Annotated in this window: 14 protein-coding genes and 1 pseudogene; 3 read left to right on the forward strand and 12 right to left on the reverse strand. The window is 70.4% G+C overall.

The features are described from left to right. Positions 1-139: 139 nt before the first annotated feature. The 5 genes from CRP39_RS22675 to CRP39_RS22695 form a co-directional block, all read right to left on the reverse strand. On the reverse strand, positions 140-1,126 hold the full coding sequence (locus tag CRP39_RS22675; protein ID WP_097208666.1) for a glycosyltransferase: 987 nt from the start codon (positions 1,124-1,126) through the stop codon (positions 140-142). Next, complete coding sequence (locus CRP39_RS22680; protein ID WP_216359885.1) at positions 1,123-2,418, reverse strand: DegT/DnrJ/EryC1/StrS family aminotransferase; 1,296 nt, start codon at positions 2,416-2,418, stop codon at positions 1,123-1,125. Before CRP39_RS22680 ends, CRP39_RS22675 begins: the two co-directional genes overlap by 4 nt. Next, positions 2,415-2,780, reverse strand: coding sequence for a GNAT family N-acetyltransferase (locus CRP39_RS28420; protein ID WP_097208667.1), 366 nt, complete (start codon positions 2,778-2,780; stop codon positions 2,415-2,417). The genes CRP39_RS22680 and CRP39_RS28420 overlap by 4 nt, the downstream gene beginning before the upstream one ends. A gap of 493 nt (positions 2,781-3,273) precedes the next feature. Continuing rightward, positions 3,274-4,575 carry an ABC transporter ATP-binding protein gene (locus CRP39_RS22690; protein ID WP_097208668.1) on the reverse strand — a complete coding sequence of 434 codons (1,302 nt, stop codon included), beginning with the start codon at positions 4,573-4,575 and terminating at the stop codon, positions 3,274-3,276. Continuing rightward, positions 4,565-5,401 carry an ABC transporter permease gene (locus tag CRP39_RS22695; RefSeq protein ID WP_097208669.1) on the reverse strand — a complete coding sequence of 279 codons (837 nt, stop codon included), beginning with the start codon at positions 5,399-5,401 and terminating at the stop codon, positions 4,565-4,567. The genes CRP39_RS22690 and CRP39_RS22695 overlap by 11 nt, the downstream gene beginning before the upstream one ends. A gap of 617 nt (positions 5,402-6,018) precedes the next feature. Between CRP39_RS22695 and CRP39_RS22700 the strand changes: the two genes are divergently transcribed. Both CRP39_RS22700 and CRP39_RS22705 read left to right on the forward strand, forming a co-directional pair. Further along, on the forward strand, positions 6,019-7,524 hold the full coding sequence (locus CRP39_RS22700; protein ID WP_097208670.1) for a sugar transferase: 1,506 nt from the start codon (positions 6,019-6,021) through the stop codon (positions 7,522-7,524). A 376-nt stretch (positions 7,525-7,900) separates the two neighbouring features. Next, the gene (locus CRP39_RS22705; protein WP_172442588.1) at positions 7,901-8,794 is read left to right on the forward strand and encodes a glycosyltransferase family 2 protein; all 894 of its coding nucleotides are present in this window, start codon (positions 7,901-7,903) and stop codon (positions 8,792-8,794) included. A 40-nt stretch (positions 8,795-8,834) separates the two neighbouring features. Here the strand turns inward: CRP39_RS22705 and CRP39_RS22710 are convergent, their stop codons facing one another. Both CRP39_RS22710 and CRP39_RS22715 read right to left on the reverse strand, forming a co-directional pair. After that, positions 8,835-9,173 (reverse strand): hypothetical protein, encoded by a 339-nt coding sequence (locus tag CRP39_RS22710; RefSeq protein WP_097208672.1) that lies wholly within the window; start codon positions 9,171-9,173, stop codon positions 8,835-8,837. Positions 9,174-9,692: 519 nt separating this feature from the next. Next, positions 9,693-10,211 carry a hypothetical protein gene (locus tag CRP39_RS22715; RefSeq protein WP_097208673.1) on the reverse strand — a complete coding sequence of 173 codons (519 nt, stop codon included), beginning with the start codon at positions 10,209-10,211 and terminating at the stop codon, positions 9,693-9,695. Between the two features lie 194 nt (positions 10,212-10,405). Between CRP39_RS22715 and CRP39_RS22720 the strand changes: the two genes are divergently transcribed. Continuing rightward, entirely contained in the window at positions 10,406-10,900 is a 495-nt protein-coding gene (locus tag CRP39_RS22720; RefSeq protein ID WP_097208674.1) for a nucleotidyl cyclase domain-containing protein, read from the forward strand. A gap of 36 nt (positions 10,901-10,936) precedes the next feature. On the opposite strand, the gene CRP39_RS22725 is transcribed toward CRP39_RS22720, so the two are convergent. The 5 genes and pseudogenes from CRP39_RS22725 to CRP39_RS28460 all read right to left on the reverse strand — a co-directional run bounded on the left by CRP39_RS22725 (position 10,937) and on the right by CRP39_RS28460 (position 16,815). After that, positions 10,937-11,122, reverse strand: coding sequence for a hypothetical protein (locus CRP39_RS22725; RefSeq protein ID WP_097208675.1), 186 nt, complete (start codon positions 11,120-11,122; stop codon positions 10,937-10,939). A gap of 37 nt (positions 11,123-11,159) precedes the next feature. Beyond that, entirely contained in the window at positions 11,160-12,191 is a 1,032-nt protein-coding gene (gene nrfD, locus CRP39_RS22730; protein ID WP_097208676.1) for an NrfD/PsrC family molybdoenzyme membrane anchor subunit, read from the reverse strand. A 120-nt stretch (positions 12,192-12,311) separates the two neighbouring features. Further along, positions 12,312-13,400: a 4Fe-4S dicluster domain-containing protein gene (locus CRP39_RS22735; protein ID WP_097208677.1), complete on the reverse strand. Its 1,089-nt coding sequence runs from the start codon at positions 13,398-13,400 to the stop codon at positions 12,312-12,314. A gap of 121 nt (positions 13,401-13,521) precedes the next feature. Next, positions 13,522-16,242 (reverse strand): annotated as a pseudogene (gene fdh / locus CRP39_RS22740) (formate dehydrogenase); the annotation flags it as partial. A 12-nt stretch (positions 16,243-16,254) separates the two neighbouring features. Continuing rightward, on the reverse strand, positions 16,255-16,815 hold the full coding sequence (locus tag CRP39_RS28460) for a dehydrogenase (protein WP_097208679.1): 561 nt from the start codon (positions 16,813-16,815) through the stop codon (positions 16,255-16,257).

Consider the following 16,815-nt stretch of genomic DNA (forward strand, 5'->3'; position numbering starts at 1 on the left):
GCATCCGCCGCCTCCAAGGCTGCGTACTCGACTCATGGACGCGAGCACGCAGCGCGACAAGCACATCGAACCCGCTCACTCGAAGGCCGCGGCATGCTCGGATGAGCACTGCGTTCGGGTACCGCACCAGCCGATCGCGTCAACGGACGTCCTCCACGGGCCGGACCGGAGGCTGTAAGGGCAACCTGGTCAGTGCCCACAACGCGAGACGTGCGCGCTCACCCTGGCCACGGAGCAGCAGTCGCGGATCCAACGGCCACGTGCGGAAGCTCTCGGCGAGACGGACTCGCGCGGCGTCGCGTCGCCCCGCTCGGAGCTGTGCTCGAGCAAGCCGGCTCAGGGCGAGTGCCAGCCGTCGTCGCAGATGCTCCTCCTGCGGAGGAGGCAACACCCCGACGAGACGACTGAAGAACTCGACCTCGTTCTCTCGTCGTGCGACGTCGGACAGCCCCGAGTGCATGCCCCTGCCGTGGAGGCGGAAGACCCCCATCACATCCGGCAGGTAGTGCACTTCCCCCTTCTCCATCGCCATGAAGTAGAGGGGCCAGTCCCCCCAGGGAAGGTGGAAGTACCAGGCCGGGAGCGGATCGAGGGCCGCCCGCCTGAACAGAGGGCTACAGGCTGGCACCGGGTTGGATCCGAAGAGGTCTCGCCATTCGAGCTGCCGCCGGCCCCCTTGTGACAGATAGAGCTCATCCGGCCGCTCATCGTCCTCGAAGTGGCGGACGACGTTGTGGAACACCATCGAACACTCGGGATGCTCGTCAAGGTAGGCCGTCTGGACGAGGAGCTTCGTGGGAGAGGTCCAGTAGTCGTCGCCGTCCAACCCCGCGATGTACTCGCCCTGGGAGCGTCGGATGAGCTCATCGAAGATGACCTTCCCGCCGCCGCCCAGGTTCTCTTCCGGGTAGTGAACGCGGATGAGGTCCGGATTCCGGTGGACATAGCTGTCGATCACTGATCTCGTCCCGTCGGTCGAGCAGTCATCGCCGACGAGCAGCTCGAACGACACGCCGGTCTGCTTGAGGATGCCTTCCAGTGCACGACCGATGTAGGCCTCGTGGTTGTATGCGGTGACTATGACGCTGACCCGAACGGAGGCCGCTGCACGTGGGCCGCCGTTCATCCGCCGTCCGGCTGCTCGTCCGGGGGGACGGGAACGGCGGCCGGAGGGGTTCCAGGCCGACGCGGCAGAGCGGCAGCGAGCGCGGGTCCTGCCGACACCGCGCGCCGCACGAGGCCAGTGATGACCTCGATGTCCGCAGTCGAGACCCCCGTGCCGGTCGGCAAGGTCAGGACCTGCGCCGCCAGGCGATCGGTCATCGGCATCCGAAGTTGGTCGGGCCCCTGTTCGGAGACGTAGGGCTCGGCCCGGTGGCAGCCGGGATAGAAGTACCGCCGGGCGAGGACGTTCTCTGCCCACAGCACCTGGCAGAGGTCGTCCCGGGACAGACCCGCCGACTCGTCGACCTCGACCACGATGTACTGACGGGTCGTGGCCTCCTCGTCGTCGTAGAAGATGAGTTCCACTCCTGGGACGCCGTCGAGGCCGCGGCGGTAGGCGTCGTAGTTCTGGTGGTTCACGGCGATGAACCGGTCTCGCGCCTCCAGCGACGTGAGTCCCATGGCCGCTGCCACTTCTGACATCTTGCCGTTGGTCCCCAGGCTGCGGACTTGGTCGTAGTCCGCGAACCCGAAGTTCCGGATCAGCCGGGCGCGCTCTGCGAGGTCGTCGTCGTCGGTCACGATCGCCCCGCCCTCGAACGCGTTCACGAACTTCGTGGCATGGAAGCTGAAGGTCTCCGCCGCTCCGAAGCTTCCGATCATGCGTCCCCCGCTGGAGCAACCCAGACCGTGGGAAGCATCGAACAGAAGGGGCAGCCCGTGGCGGTCCGCGATTGCCTGGAGGTCGTCCACCGCACAGGGCCTGCCCCAGACGTGGACGCCGAGGATCCCGGTGGTGCGCGGGGTGATCAACCGCTCGACCTGGGCAGGGTCGATGTTGTGCGTTCGTGGGTCGATGTCAGCGAAGACCGGTGTGATCCCCTGCCACCGCAGGGAGTGGGGCGTGGCGACGAAGGTGAAGGGCGTGGTGATGACCTCATCGGTCAGTCCAACCGCGCGGATGAGGATCTCCAACGCCAAGGTGCCGTTGCACGTGGCGACGCAGTGACGAACGCCGGCGATCGAGGCCACCGCCTCCTCGAACTCCTGGACCAGCGGCCCCCCGTTGGTGAACCAGAGTCGGTCCAGCATCCCGTCGATGCGAGCCAGCAGACGGTCGCGGTCCCCGAGGTTGGGTCTCCCCACATGGCGCGGCCGATCGAACGCCGGGGCGCCGCCGAGGACCGCAAGGCCGGTCAGTCGAGCATCCGTCAGCGGCTCGGCTCCTGACGACATGTCCTCCGCAGACCTCATCGCTCCCCCGCTCCGTGAACCAATACTGTGACGTTCCGGTTGACCGCGCGGCACGCCGGTGACCACTCGCCGGGCGCTCGAGTCGCAGATGTCAGCGCCACGTGCATGGGCTGGCCGAGGACCAGCCCGCACAGGTACGCTGGCCGTTTGTCATTGGCCCGGCCGCTCCTGGTGCACGCGAGGCCGTCCTCGTGTCCGCCGCCAGCGAGACCACCGAAGTCGACCAACCGGACGCCCTTGTCGCGGAGGCGCTCCAGTCCAGCGGCGAACGACGCATAGCCGGCGCTCACCGGCCGGCCCGCGTCGGAGGACGCGCCGAGGTGGTAGCAGGCCCGTTCCCCGTCCACCAACCACAGCGTCATGGCGACGGTCGCCCTCCCCGGTCAGCGCGGAGTGCCACTATGCCGCGCAGCTCGAGTTCTTGCCTGAGGGACTCCCGTGAGCAGGCTTGGATTCCCCCAAGTCCGTGCCGAGCCACGAGGCCAGAGCGGAGCGTCACCCGGTCATCCAGGTGCCTCGAGGGGCACTGAGAGGACTTCCACATCGAGCGAAGGGCCGGTGCGTCGCAGCTGCCGTCGATGGTGTGGGGACAACGGCACCTCGTGGAGCGGGGTGGCCACGAGGACGACGCTGATGGCCTTGCCCTCCAGAGCTGCCAGAGCGTCCGAGAGCTGTACCAGTCTCGACAGCTGAAGAGCGGATGCGGCCCCATGAGGTAATGGCGATTCGTCACCCCGACCCGCCGCTCGAGGAGCCCGCCCTCGGAGCGCGGGATGGGGAAGGGTGCGCGGACCCCGGACGAGGAGGCCACACAGGCGGGTTGGGCGTAGGCAGCGCTTGTACCCGTCGACCTGGTCAACGATGCTCACCCACGGCGGCATCGCTGTCGACGAGCTGCTCGGTCTCCCAGCCCAGCTGTGGCCGTACCGTTCCCTCCCACGCCCCGAACCAGCCGTCACGACTACGCGGGTCGTCCCTCACCTCGAAGACGAGCACCTCGTCCTGCTTGTAGATCGTTCGTGAATCAGAGATGACGAGGAGTTCGACTCGGTACGTGCCGTCGTTGAGCAGATCTCCAGGGATGTGACAGGTGTCACGGTACAGACCTCGGGGAAAGGGCCGCCCCTGCCACTCCTTCTCGAGGTAGGGCAGGGCATTGAAGACCATGACCCCCTGCGCGTTGTAGACGTGCAGGCTCAGGTTGAGCAGCGCCCCCGGTCGGAGGTTCCAGTACTCGAACTCCATGGCCACCGGCGTGCGCACGTCGATGGGGTCGGACGGGTCGCCGAACTCGGGCCGGACGGCCGCCCGGCGGATCCGGACAGCGTCGGTGCCGGGAGCTGACTCGAGGTCCGGCCACGTGCGCTCGCTGAGCGCTGAGAAGGATGTCGACAGGTACCGGCCGACGACGTCGGGCGTCGGCCCGTCAGCGACCACGCGCCCTCCGTCGAGCCACACCGCCCGTCGGCAGAGGGACTCCACAGCGGTCATGTTGTGGCTGACGAAGAGCACGGTGCGTCCCCCGTGGGCCGCATCACCCATCTTGCCCATGCACTTCTTCTGGAACTCGGCGTCACCGACCGCGAGGACCTCGTCGACGACGAGGATGTCCGTCTCGAGGAAGGCTGCGACCGCGAAGGCCAGTCGCGCTCGCATGCCGCTGGAGTAGCGCTTGACCGGAGTGTCCACGAATCGCTCGACGCCGGCGAAGTCGACGATCTCGTCGAACTTGGACTGTATCTCCCGCCGTCGCATGCCGAGGATCGCGCCGTTGAGCGCCACGTTCTCCCGTCCTGTCAGTTCAGGGTGGAACCCCGTCCCCACTTCGAGGAGCGCGCCCACGCGGCCTGCGACGACGGCCTGCCCCTCCGTCGGCTCCGTGATCCGGCTGAGGATCTTCAGCAAGGTGCTCTTGCCGGCACCGTTGCGACCGACGATCGCGATGGCCTCCCCCGAAGGGACCTCGAAGCTGACGTCACGCAGCGCCCAGAAGCTCGAGTCCGCAGCGCGGTCACGGCGACGAGACCTGCGAAGTGATGCAGACACCCCCCGGGAGAGGACGTCGCGCAGGGCGAGGTACGACTCACGCTCCCCCAACTGGTACCGCTTCCCCAGGCCGTCCACCCGCAGTGCGACGTTGCTGACCTCAGACGGCATCCGCGAACGACCTCTCCATACGGCGGAAATAGGCGAGTCCCCCAACGAGGAGCGCGATGACGACGCCAACAGACACGAGGAAACTCCATCCCGGCGCCTCCACGTCTCCGAGCAGCGCCCAGCGGAAACCGTCGATGACACCGACCATCGGGTTGATCCCGTAAAGAGGTCGTAGTGCCTCCGGCACGAGGGACGAGGGATAGGCCACCGGGGAGGCGAAGAGCCACACCTGGACGATGAAGGGAAGTGTGTACCGGACGTCGCGGTAACGGACGTTCAGGGCAGAGAGCCAGAGGCCCACCGCAAATGCGGTCATGGCGGCGAAGGCCACGAGCAGCGGCAAGGTCATGACGGCTACCGTCGGTACGATCCCGAACGCGAGCATCATGGCCACCAGCACCGAGAAGGCGACGGTGATGTCAACCAGGCCAGCGAGGACCGCCGCGGAAGGCACGATGACGCGTGGGAAGTAGACCTTTGTGAGGATCGACTCCTGCTGGACCAGGCTATTGCTGGCCTGCGTCACCGCGTTCGCGAAGAACGTCCAGGGGACCAACGCCGTGTAGGCGAAGACCGGGTAGGGCACATTCCCCGAATCGATCCCCGCAAGCCTCCCGAAGAAGATGCTGAAGACCACCATGGTGAGAAAGGGCTGCAGCACTGCCCACGCGGCCCCCAGCGCTGTCTGCTTGTACCGAACCTTGATGTCACGCCAGGTCAAGAAGTAGACGAGGTCGCGGTAGGCCCACAGTTCCGACCAGTCCACCAGGCCCTTGGTCCGCCGGGCGCGGATCACCGTGACCGGCAGAGCCGGGGACGTCGTCATGCGCGAGTCACGTCAGGGACACCGCACCGGCAGTGCGGGGTCTTGCGACGGTGGTTGAAGGGCACGAGCCACGTCTCCTCACGAGGTCCCACCGCACCGATGGAGGCCCGATTGTGCAACACGCGACGCCACCTGCACCGACTTTCGCTCCAGTGGGTGCGCTATCGGCAAGAGCTCCGTACGCGGTGACCGGAGTCCTGCGAGGCGTGCGGAGATCCTCTTGCAACCGTTCCACAGCCGCCGGGAACGGCCCAGTGGTGGGCGAGCCCGCGGGCTCGACGAGAGGCCGACTGCGACGACGACCGCGCAGATCCGTTGTGCGCGCCCGCTGCACCGACGACTGCAGCCCGGGATGCACCGCCTGTGCCCGCCCGCCTACGACAGGACTTCGGGCTCGCGCGTCCAGGCGCGCGTGAAAGCGCACAGCCGATACGGAACGTCGTAGTCCATTCACGACAGGCTAGTTCACTCTGGGTGATCACTCACCGGGACATCAACTTGTGAGCGGTGTGTAACTGCAGGTCATGAGCACGGTCGTCCCTTCCGTTCGACTTTGGGGAATGTCCGACATCACGTATCGTCACGACGCTGCGGATCCCTGAGTAGGAGGGGCACCGATGTCGGTGGTGCGGTTGCAGGGTGCTTCACCACCGCGGCATGCCCGTAATGGCTGGTCCAACTTCGCCGCCGATCTCCGCGGAGAAGGCACCGAGGCTCGCCGAGCCTGGCAAGCCAGCTACGTCCGACGAGCTGTGGTGCTGGACGCCCTGTGTGCAGCGGTCGCTGCCGTGGCGGGTCACCTGCTCTGGTTCGACCTCATCGCCCCCGGAGACCCCCGGCCTCCCTGGTGGAGCCTGGGGTCGCTGCCGGCGTTGTGGCTACCGACGATGCTCATCGCACGCACCTACGAGGCGCGCTTCCTGTGGGTCGGAGTAGAGGAGTACCGCCGGGTCTTCGCCGCAGCCGTGGGTCTGCTCGCCGCAGTGGCGACCCTGTCCTTCACGCTCTATCTGGACATCGCACGCGGCTTCGTGGTCTTCGCGCTGCCGCTGTCCACGGTGCTGACGCTCGGACAGCGCTTCGGGCATCGCCACTGGATCTACCGGCAGCGCTGTCGCGGCAGGCTGCAGCAGACGACGCTCCTGGTCGGTCACCGCCTGGCCGTTGCGAACCTCGATGAGGAGTTGCAACGGAACAAGCACCAGGGGTACCGGGTCATCGGCTGCTGCCTCCCCTCCAATGAACAGGCAGCGCACGCAGACGCGTTCAACGGCCTCCCGGTTCTCGGCGGGGTCGACGAGGTCGCTGACGTGGTCTCCCGCTTCGAGGTCGACACCGTGGCCGTCCTTCCCAGCCAGGAACTGGACGGTCCCACCCTCCGACGCCTGGGCTGGCAGCTCGAGAACACCGAAGCAGAACTGCTGGTGGCGCCTGCCATCACAGACGTGGTGGGCCCTCGTGTGCACATCCGCCCCGTCGCGGGCCTCCCCTTGCTGCACATGGAGCGCCCTGAGCTCACAGGGGTCCGCCGGTTCACCAAGGAACTCTTCGACCGGACCGCAGCCGGCCTTGCGTTGTTGCTCCTATCCCCGGCCCTCCTGGGCATCGCTGTGGCCATTCGCTTCACCAGTCCCGGCCCGGTGTTCTTCCGTCAGGAACGGATCGGCCTGTCCGGGGAACCCTTCATCATGTTGAAGTTCCGCAGCATGGTCCCGGGGGCCCATCGGATGGTGGCGGGCCTCGCCGACCGAAACGAGGGGAACGGCGTCCTCTTCAAGATGAAGGGAGACCCCAGGGTCACCCGGGTGGGCAGGATTCTTCGCCGTTACTCCCTCGACGAACTGCCACAGCTCCTCAACGTGGTGTGGGGAGACATGTCCCTCGTGGGTCCACGCCCGCCGCTGGCCTCCGAGGTGAAGCGTTACGGCGAGGCCATGCGTCGCCGCTTCCTGGTCAAGCCGGGCCTCACCGGTCTGTGGCAGGTGAGCGGCCGGTCAGATCTCTCCTGGGACGACTCGGTGCGGCTCGACGTCCGCTATGTCGAGAACTGGTCGTTGGCTCTCGACATCATGATCCTCGCTAAGACGGTTCGGGCGATCCTGCGGGGTTCCGGGGCGTACTGACGACCAGCAGCGGGGCAGGGCGACGACGAGGACGGAACACACGCGACCTTCGCTGTCCCACCTCGTGGGCGTGTCGTGAGCGGACGATCGAGCCGGCGTACTCCCGAGCCTTGATCCGCTCCCCGCTGAAGTCCCCCGACGGGTAGCCTAGGACGCCGTTCGCTCCACCGCCACCGGCCGGACGCCGATGCGCCCCCTCATGCAGACGTCCAGCGTGCGCCGAGGGCGTCATCGTTCGCCGCGGGCGCTCGCGGGCGGTCCGCGGGCCGTACCGCCCGCCGAGCCGGTCCGGAGGCGCCCCCGGCCGCGGGGCGAGCTCCCTGAGCCCGAGAGCCCCGCCCGCCGCGCGCTCCTGCACGCGGTCGCCGTCGGCGCCGTGGTCTGCACGCTGGTCTACCTGGTCTGGCGGATCGGCTGGACCATGCCCGACGGCGCCGCCCGCTGGCTGGGCGTCCCGTTCCTCGTCCTGGAACTGCACGGCTTCCTCGCCCTCGTGCTCTTCGTGATCACGACCTGGGACGTGGAACCCACCCGCGAGCGGCTGCGCACCGCACCGATCACGGGCCCGCAGCCCCGCGTCACCGTGCTCGTCGCGACCTACGACGAGCGCCTCGAGAGGCTGCTGCCGACCGTCGCCGCGGTCCTGGCCATGCACGGCGACCACGAGACCTGGATCCTCGACGACGGCGACCGCCCCGAGGTGGCCGAGATGGCCGCCGCGCTCGGCGCCCGCTACGTCACCCGTCCGGTGCACGACCACGCCAAGGCCGGCGACCTGAACTCCGCGCTGCGCCTGGTGACCACCGAGCTGATCGCGGTCTTCGACGCCGACCACGTGCCCGAGCCCGACTTCCTCACCCGCACCGTCCCCTACTTCGCCGACGAGCGGCTGGCACTGGTCCAGACCCCACAGGACTTCTACAACACCGCCTCCTTCGAGCACCACCACCCGGGCTCGTCGCTGCACGAGGAGTCGCTGTTCTACCGGGTGATCCAGGCCGGCAAGCACACCGCCGGCGCCGCCTTCTGGTGCGGCACCAACGCCGTGCTGCGGGTCTCGGCGCTGCGCGAGGTCGGTGGCGTGGCCACCGAGACACTCACCGAGGACTTCCACACCACGATGCGCCTGCACCGTGCCGGCTGGCGGACGGCGTACCACAACGAGGTGCTGGCCAGCGGCCTGGCCGCGGGCACCCCCGCAGCGTTCTACGCCCAGCGCCGCCGCTGGGGGCCGGTGCCATGCAGGTGCTGCGCACCGACAACCCCCTGACCACCCGGGGCCTGACACTCGGCCAGCGGCTGGGCTACGCCTACTCCCTGTCGGCCTGGTTCGACTCGTGGCGCACCCTCGGGCTGGCGCTGGTGCCCGTCGCCGTCCTCGCCACCGGACTGTTCCCCGTCGCCGCCGACCCGTGGCAGTTCGCGCTCTTCGCCGGTTCGGCGTTCGTGCTGCAGCAGACGGCCATCACGCTGCTCGGGCGTGGCTTCCCCCGCGCCGCCTTCTCGCTGCTGTTCGACATGGTGCGGTTGCCGTCCAACCTCTCGGCGACCTTCTCCCTGCTGCGGCGTGACAGCGGCACCTTCGCCGTCACGGCCAAGGGCCGCACCGGCGACGAGCGGGCCCGCGCGCGCGTGCCGTGGGTGCTCACCGCCCTCGGCCTCCTGCTCCTCGCCGCCGTCGTCTACGCCGGGCTCTCCCTCGGCGGCCTCACCGCGACCGAGTACCCGGCCAGCGGCACCGCCATGGTCCCGCTGATGTGGCTGCTGGTCACCGCGGGGTTCGTCGGCCCCGCGCTCGCCGTGAAGCAGGCCTGGTGGCAGCAGGTCCACGACCGGCACTGGGCGGGCGACTGCCCGACTGGCGATGGTCAACTGGTTCGAGTGGGCCAAGGACGAGCCCGAGGTCCACGGCCGGGTCGACTGGCGGGGCCACCGCCTCACCCGCGATCCGCGCCGCCTACCGGTCCGACCTGCCGGGGTGGGCGCTGTGGGCCGACGCCGTGCCCACGTGCGGCGAGGGCTGAGCACCACACCGTCACGATCGGACCGCGGCCTCCGCCCCACGGCGCCGCTGCCGGCGTCGGCCGCCCGGGACACCGTCCCGCCGAGACCCCGGCGGTCGGGCCAGCGCCCGGGTGCCCTCACCCACCGCGCGCGGAACGAGCTCGTCAGGTCCACGTCGAGGTCTGCCGCACCGGCACCCCGTGCCGCGGCGGCCCGTCGAGGACCATGCTGCGCAGCTCGCGCGCCGGCGGCCCGGGGTCCGGCAGAGACGCCGCGGGCTCCTCCCGCGCCCCGGCCGGCCGCACCCGCCCGGTCAGCTCGGCCCGCAGCGCGGCGGCGAACCGGCGGGCCGACGCCAGCGCCGGCACCGTCCCCCGCCCCACCGGGATGCCCAGCACGCGGGGGCGCTCGACCAGGTAGTCCCCGACCGTCAGGCGCACCCGACGCCGCCCCCCGCCGATCTCCTCCCACGCCACCTGCAGCGCCATCTGCCGCTCGAACCCGCCCGGCCCCTGCGCCAGGTAGCGGAGCCCGGCCGCGCTCGCCCGCGTCTCGCTGATCGTCGTCTGCAGGTAGCGGCGGGCGGCCTCGGCGGCCCGCCGTCCGGCCGCGCGGATCGCCGTCGGTCCCAGCTCCGTCTCCGCGGTGAACGCCAACGCCGCGACGTCGTCCTCGACTGCCATCCGAGCCCCCGTCGCCCCCGTGCCGGCGTCGCAGCCGCCGCCCTCCGCGGGAGAGCGTAGGTGCTGCCGCCACGGAACCACGGCGTTCCGTTCCGGAGTGCTACCGAGTCGTGACCTGTCGCTCTCATCCCCGAGGGTGGGGCGGTCGGGTGGAGCCCTGTCCCGGGACGGCCGCGGCGCCGATGTCCCGTCCCATGACCATCGCGCACAACCCCCTGGGCGTCTCGCTGCCCGTCTCCGACCTCCTGCCGCCCGAGGAGGACGTGACGAGCCTGCTGCCGGGGCCCATCTCCCTGCACACCCAGCTCACCGAGCGCCTGGCCGCGGACACCCCGGGCGCCCTGCTCGTGATCGGCCTGCTGCACGGCGACGGGGCCGAGACCACCACGGCCGGCAACCGGGCCGTCGTCACCACGATCGTCGCCCGCTCGGTGCGCGGTGACGACTGGCTCGGCCGGTCCGGTCCCGACCAGCTCGCCCTGGTGCTCGGTGGGGGCATCTCCGGCGCCGTGACCGCCGCGGCCCGTGTCATCGGGGAGATCAGCGCCCTGGGGCGTCCCGGTCTCGGCGTGTGTGCCGGGGTCTCCCTGCTGGAGGCCGGCGTCCCTGCCCGGGAGGTGCTGCGTCGCGCCCGGACCGCCCTCGAGGCCGCCTGTGCCGCCGGATCCGGAGCGGTCTCCGTCCGCTGACCCGGCGGGCGGCCGCAACGGCGCGGACCGCCCCCGTCAGCCTCGACTCCTCCGCAGCCACCGCCACGCGAGAGCGGTGACGACGCCGAGCAGCACCAGCCCGGTGACCCAGCCGACGACCTCGGGCGCCGGACCACCCACCGCTGTCCACACCGCGTGGCCGACGACGTAGCCGAGAACCACGACCAGCAGCGCCGGCACCGCCAGGACGAGGACGAACACATCCGCCCTTCGCCCCGGACACCCCGCCCGGACGCGCTCAGCGGGTGATCGAGCCGGCGTCCTCCCGGGCCTTGATCCGCTCCCGCTGCGGGATGACGGTGTACTTCGGGTCCCGGGCGCTGGCCATGCCGGCGTCGAAGACCCCGAAGCGGGTCAGCAGCGACCCGGCCGCCAGCAGCGCCCCGGAGACCGTCGCCCCGACCCGGGTGCGCCCGCCGAGGACGGCCAGCCCGAGCCCGGCCGCGCTGCAGGCCTTCGCCGCCCGCATGAACCTCCCGGCCCGGCCCACGTGGTACGGCTCGGAGACGACGCTCTCGTCGTTCTCCACGCCGTGGACGGCGACCAGTTCGATGCCCGCGCCGATGATCGCCATCTTCCGGGCCGGCGCGGACTCCGACAGCGGCGTGAGCGCCATGCAGATCCCGCCGCCGGCGGCCATCGCCGAGCCGCCGAACACGAACGGCAGCTTCGTGTGGAACGCGTGCCACGACGGGACGGCAGTGTTGGCCAGCAGCACCGCGGTGTAGGTCGCCATCGGGCCGCCGAACACCCCCGACACGATCCCACCGAAGCGCTTGAGCCGCGGGAACCAGCCCAGCAGCTCCACCGCCGCCGTCGCCCCGGCCGCCGCGCTGAACGGCGACAGGATGTAGGTGCCCACTGACAGCGGCGAGGTCGGCTTGATCACCCGCAGCATGTGCAGGAACCGCTCCGGGCGGCCGAGGTCGTGGATCAGGAAGCCGACCGAGGCGATCGACCCGCCGCCGGCGACCAGCCGCGCCACCCGGGTCAGCTGCGGACCGCCGCTGAGGTCCGAGAGCGCACCCAGGATCGCCGAGGATCCGGCCGCCCCGCCGAGGAACAAGTACAGGGGCACGTCCGGCGTCTTCCACACCGGCGGCTTGATGATCGGCCGGCCGTAGTACGAGGTGAACTCGGCCTCGTCGACCATGGGCACCTCGCCGCCGCGGCGGCCGTTGCCACGGCGCCGGCGCTTCTGGCGCTGCTGCGCCGGCGGCCCGTCGGCGCGGCGCCAGCCGGCGCCCGGGGTGGTGAGGCCCTCGGTCACAGCTCCTCCTCGCTGGCGCTCGTCAGAGCTGTGCCGAGCGGTGCTCTGCCCATGCGTGACCTCGCAAGCTCGGTCACTGGTAGTCCCCCTCCAGGGGCGCAAATGGCCATTTCTGCCCCGTCAACGGGCCCTCCGCGAGCCGAGGACGGCGGTCAGCGCCACGCCGACGATCATCGCCGCGCCCTTGGCCGCGGCCCGCCACATCGCCGGGAGGTCCCGGGTGGTGACGATCGGGTCCGGCGGCAGGCCGTAGACCTCCGGCTCGTCGAGCAGCAGGAAGAACGCCCCCGCGCCGCCGACGCCGTCGTCCTCGTCCCGGCCGTAGAGCCGCGCGGTCTCGACCCCCTGCGCCTTGAGCGTGGCCAGCCGCGCGTCGGCGCGGGCCTGCAGCTCGTCGAGGTTGCCGAACTGGATCGACTGGGTGGGGCAGGCGGTGGCGCAGGCCGGCTGCAGCCCGTCGGTCAGCCGGTCGTAGCAGAGGGTGCACTTGAATACCCGGCCGTCGTCCTTGCGCTGGTTGATCACGCCGTACGGGCAGGACGGCACGCAGTAGCCGCAGCCGTTGCAGATGTCGCCCTGGACGACGACGGTGCCGAACTCGGTGCGGAACAGCGCACCGGTCGGGCAGACGTCGAGGCACCCGGCGTGCGTGCAGTGCTTGCAGACGTCGGAGCTCATCAGCCAGCGGACCTGCTTGTCCGCGCCGGACTGCCCGGTCTGCGGGTCGAACTCGCTCAGCGCCTCGGCGTTGAGCACGCTGGTCTGCGCCGACAGCACCTCGTCGGCGCCCAGGCCCAGCGCGTCGGCCGGCGGCGCCCCGGTGTGCCCGGTGCCGCGCGGCGCGTCGACGTGGGACGGCGGCCCCATCGTCGGCATCGGCAGGTCGACGGTGCGCACCTGCTCGATGAACGCCACGTGCCGCCAGGAGTTGGCGCCCAGCTGCCCGGTGTTGTCGTAGGACATCCCCGACAGCCCGATGACGTCGCGGGTGCCGTGCGAGTCGTCCATCGGCAGGAGGTTCCACTCCTTGCACGCCACCTCGCAGGCCTTGCAGCCGATGCACACCGAGGTGTCGGTGAAGAAGCCCACCCGCGCCGGGTGGTCGTCGTCGTAGCCCGCCTCGCCCTGGACGTCGGGCAGCGGACCGTACAGCCGGTTCTGCGGGTCGTTCCCGGTGAAGGCCGGGCTCGCCGAGCTGATCGAGGTCACGCCGGCCTCCTCCCTGCGTCGTTGCCGTCCTGGCTCACCCTGGCGCCTCCTGGCTCACCGCCGACCGTGAGCCAGGACGCCGCACGATCAGCTGAGCTGATCATGCGCACCTCACTCCCCGTCACGATTGCGTGGACCCCTCCCCCGCCGAGGCCTCGACCGGGTCGCGGCCGTTGAGCCCCACCCGGCCGGAGGCCACCCCGGCCCGCCGCCGGTAGGACTCCACGAGGTCCAGCAGCTCCGGCCCATGCGGACGGCGTCCCGGCCGGATGTCGCAGGTGCTCGCCTTGGACTCCTGGATGTGCGTGTTCGGGTCGAGCACGATGCCGAGCAGGTCGTTGGCGGCGTCGCCGGTGGAGATGCCGCTGTAGGACCAGTGGTACGGCATCCCGATCTGGTGCACCACCGTGCCGTCTCGCAGCCGGATCGGCCGCACCCGCTCGGTGACCAGCACCTTCGCCTCGATCGCCGTCCGAGCGCTGACCAGCGTGGCGTACTCGCCGTTGGCCAGCCCGCGCAGCTCGGCCAGCTCCGGGCTCACCTCGACGAAGAACTCCGGCTGGAGCTCGGCGAGGTAGGGCAGCGTGCGGCTCATCCCACCGGCGGTGTGGTGCTCGGTCAGCCGGTAGGTGGTGACCTGGAACGGGAAGACGTCGCTGCGCGAGGGGTTGGCCCGGTTCCACGGGCCCTCGATGAACTCCACCGTCGGGTTGGCCTGCTGCTTGTACAGCCCGTTCTCGACGACGGACTCCGCCGGCTCGTAGTGCGTCGGCAGCGGCCCGTCGACCAGCCCCGCGGGGGCGAACAGCCAGGCCTTGCCGTCGCCCTGCATGACGAACGGATCGGTGCCGGCGATCGCGTCCTGCGCCCGCGCGCCGTCCGGCGGCACGTAGTCCGGCCGCTTCTCCGCCTCGAAGTCGGGGACGTCGTCGCCGGTCCAGCGGCCGGCCTCCTCGTCCCACCAGACGTACTTCTTGCGCTCGCTCCACGGCCGGCCCCCGGGGTCGGCCGAGGCGCGGTTGTAGAGCACCCGACGGTTCAGCGGCCAGGCCCAGCCCCACTCCGAGGGGACCTGCCCCTGCTCGCGGTGCGGCTTCTTGCGCGCGGCCTGGTTGATCTCGTCGGCGTAGACGCCGCAGTAGATCCAGCAGCCGCCGGTGGTCGACCCGTCGTCCCTCATCTGCACGTAGGACGACAGCGCCCGCCCGTCCGGGCCGGTGCCGTTGATCTCCCGCAGCACCGCCGCGGCGCTCGGGTCCTGCGTCTCACCCTCGAGCGGGTAGTCCCAGGTGAGGTCGAGCAGCGGCCGGTCCCGGGGGTCGGTGGAGTCCGCGAGGCGCTCCCGGAGGATGCGGCCCAGGTGGTAGTAGAACCACAGGTCGCTGCGGGCGTCGCCCGGCGGCTCGACCGCCTTGTGCCGCCACTGCAGCACCCGCTGGGTCTGGGTGAAGGTGCCCTCCTTCTCCGCGTGCGTGGCCGCGGGCACGAAGAACACCTCGGTCGCGATCGACTCCGGCGCCAGCTCCCCGGTCTCGATCTCCGGGGACTCCTTCCAGAACGTCGCCGACTCGATCATCTGCAGGTCGCGGACGACCAGCCAGTCGAGGTTGGCCAGGCCGAACCGGTTCATCCGGCTGTTCGGGTGCCCCACCGTGGGGTTCTCCCCGACCAGGAAGTAGCCGGAGACCTCGCCGCGGATCATGGCCGCGATCGTCTGGTACGAGCTGTGGTCGCCGGTGATCTTGGGCAGGTGGTCGAAGCAGAAGTCGTTCTCCGCCGTCGCCGCGTCGCCGAACCAGGCCTTGAGCAGGCTGACCGTGTAGGCCCGCTTGTTGCCCCAGAAGCCGGCCTTGCCGGCGGCGTCGCCCACGTAGTCGTCCAGCGTCTGGTGCTGGAGGGCGTGCGGCATCGGCAGGTAGCCGGGCAGCAGGTTGAACAGCGTCGGGACGTCGGTCGAGCCCTGGATGCTGGCGTGCCCGCGCAGCGCCATGATCCCGCCGCCGGGACGGCCGATGTTGCCCAGCAGCGTCTGCAGGATCGAGGCGGTGCGGATGTACTGCGCGCCGACGCTGTGCTGCGTCCAGCCCACCGAGTACACCCACGCCGTCGTCCGCTCGCGGCCGCTGTTCTCCGTCACCCACTCGGCGACCTGGAGGAACACCTCCGGCTCGATGCCGCACACCTCGGACACCATCTCCGGCGTGTACCGGGCGTAGTGCCGCTTGAGGATCTGGAACACCGACCGCGGGTGCTGCAGCGTCTCGTCCCGCTTGGGCTTGCTCGGGATCGGCGGCCCGCCGCTGCCGGCGGCCTGCGCGCGGTCGGCGTGCCGGACGTCGGGGTGCTGCTCCGAGCGCTCCTGCTCGGCGGCCTCGGGCGGGTCGTCGGAGGAGGAGTGCGGCGGCTCCTCGGGCTCGTACTGCCAGCTGGCCTCGTCGTAGGTGCGGGTCTCCGGGTCGAACCCGGAGAACAGCCCGTCGAGGTCCTCGGAGTCGACGTACTCCTCGCCCACGATCGCCGCGGCGTTGGTGTACGCCCGCACGTACTCGTCGAAGTACAGCTCGTTGTCGAGCACGTACCTGATCAGCCCGCCGAGGAAGGCGATGTCGCTGCCGATGCGCAGCGGCACGTGCAGGTCGGCGATCGCGCTGGTCCGGGTGAACCGCGGGTCGATGTGCACGACCTTCGCACCGCGCGCCTTGGCCTCGGTGACCCACTGGAAGCCCACCGGGTGGCACTCGGCCATGTTCGAACCCTCGATGACGATGCAGTCGGAGTTCGCGAGGTCTTCCAGGGTGTTCGTGGCACCGCCACGTCCGAACGAGGCCCCCAGACCGGGGACCGTGGCGGAGTGCTATATGCGGGCCTGGTTCTCGATCTGGATCGCGCCCAGGGCGCTGTAGAGCTTCTTCATGAGGTAGTTCTCCTCGTTGTCGAGGGTCGCCCCTCCGAGGCTCGCTACTCCCATGGTGCGGTTGACCCGCGTGCCCTCGTGCTCGTCCTGCCAGCCCTTGCGGCGGGCCTCGAGGACGCGGTCGGCGATCATCTCCATCGCCGTGTCGAGGTCGAGGTCCTCCCACTCCGTCCCGTACGGACGGCGGTACTTGACCGTGGTGACCCGGGTCGGGCTGGTGACCAGCTGCTTGCTCGCGCTGCCCTTCGGGCACAGCCGTCCGCGGCTGATCGGCGAGTCCGGGTCGCCCTCGATCTGGACGATCTGCTCGTCCTTGACGTAGATCCGCTGGGCGCAGCCGACGGCGCAGTACGGGCACACGCTCTGTACGACCCGGTCGGCGGTGGCCGTGCGGCTCACCACGTTCTCCGTCGCCCTGCTGCGGGCGGCCCTGCCGCGTCCGAGCGGGTCCGGGCCGGTCAGCTGCCGGAACACCGGCCACGCGTCTAGCCAGGTCTTCAC

The organism is Geodermatophilus sabuli (assembly GCF_900215145.1).
Lineage (GTDB): Bacteria > Actinomycetota > Actinomycetes > Mycobacteriales > Geodermatophilaceae > Geodermatophilus > Geodermatophilus sabuli.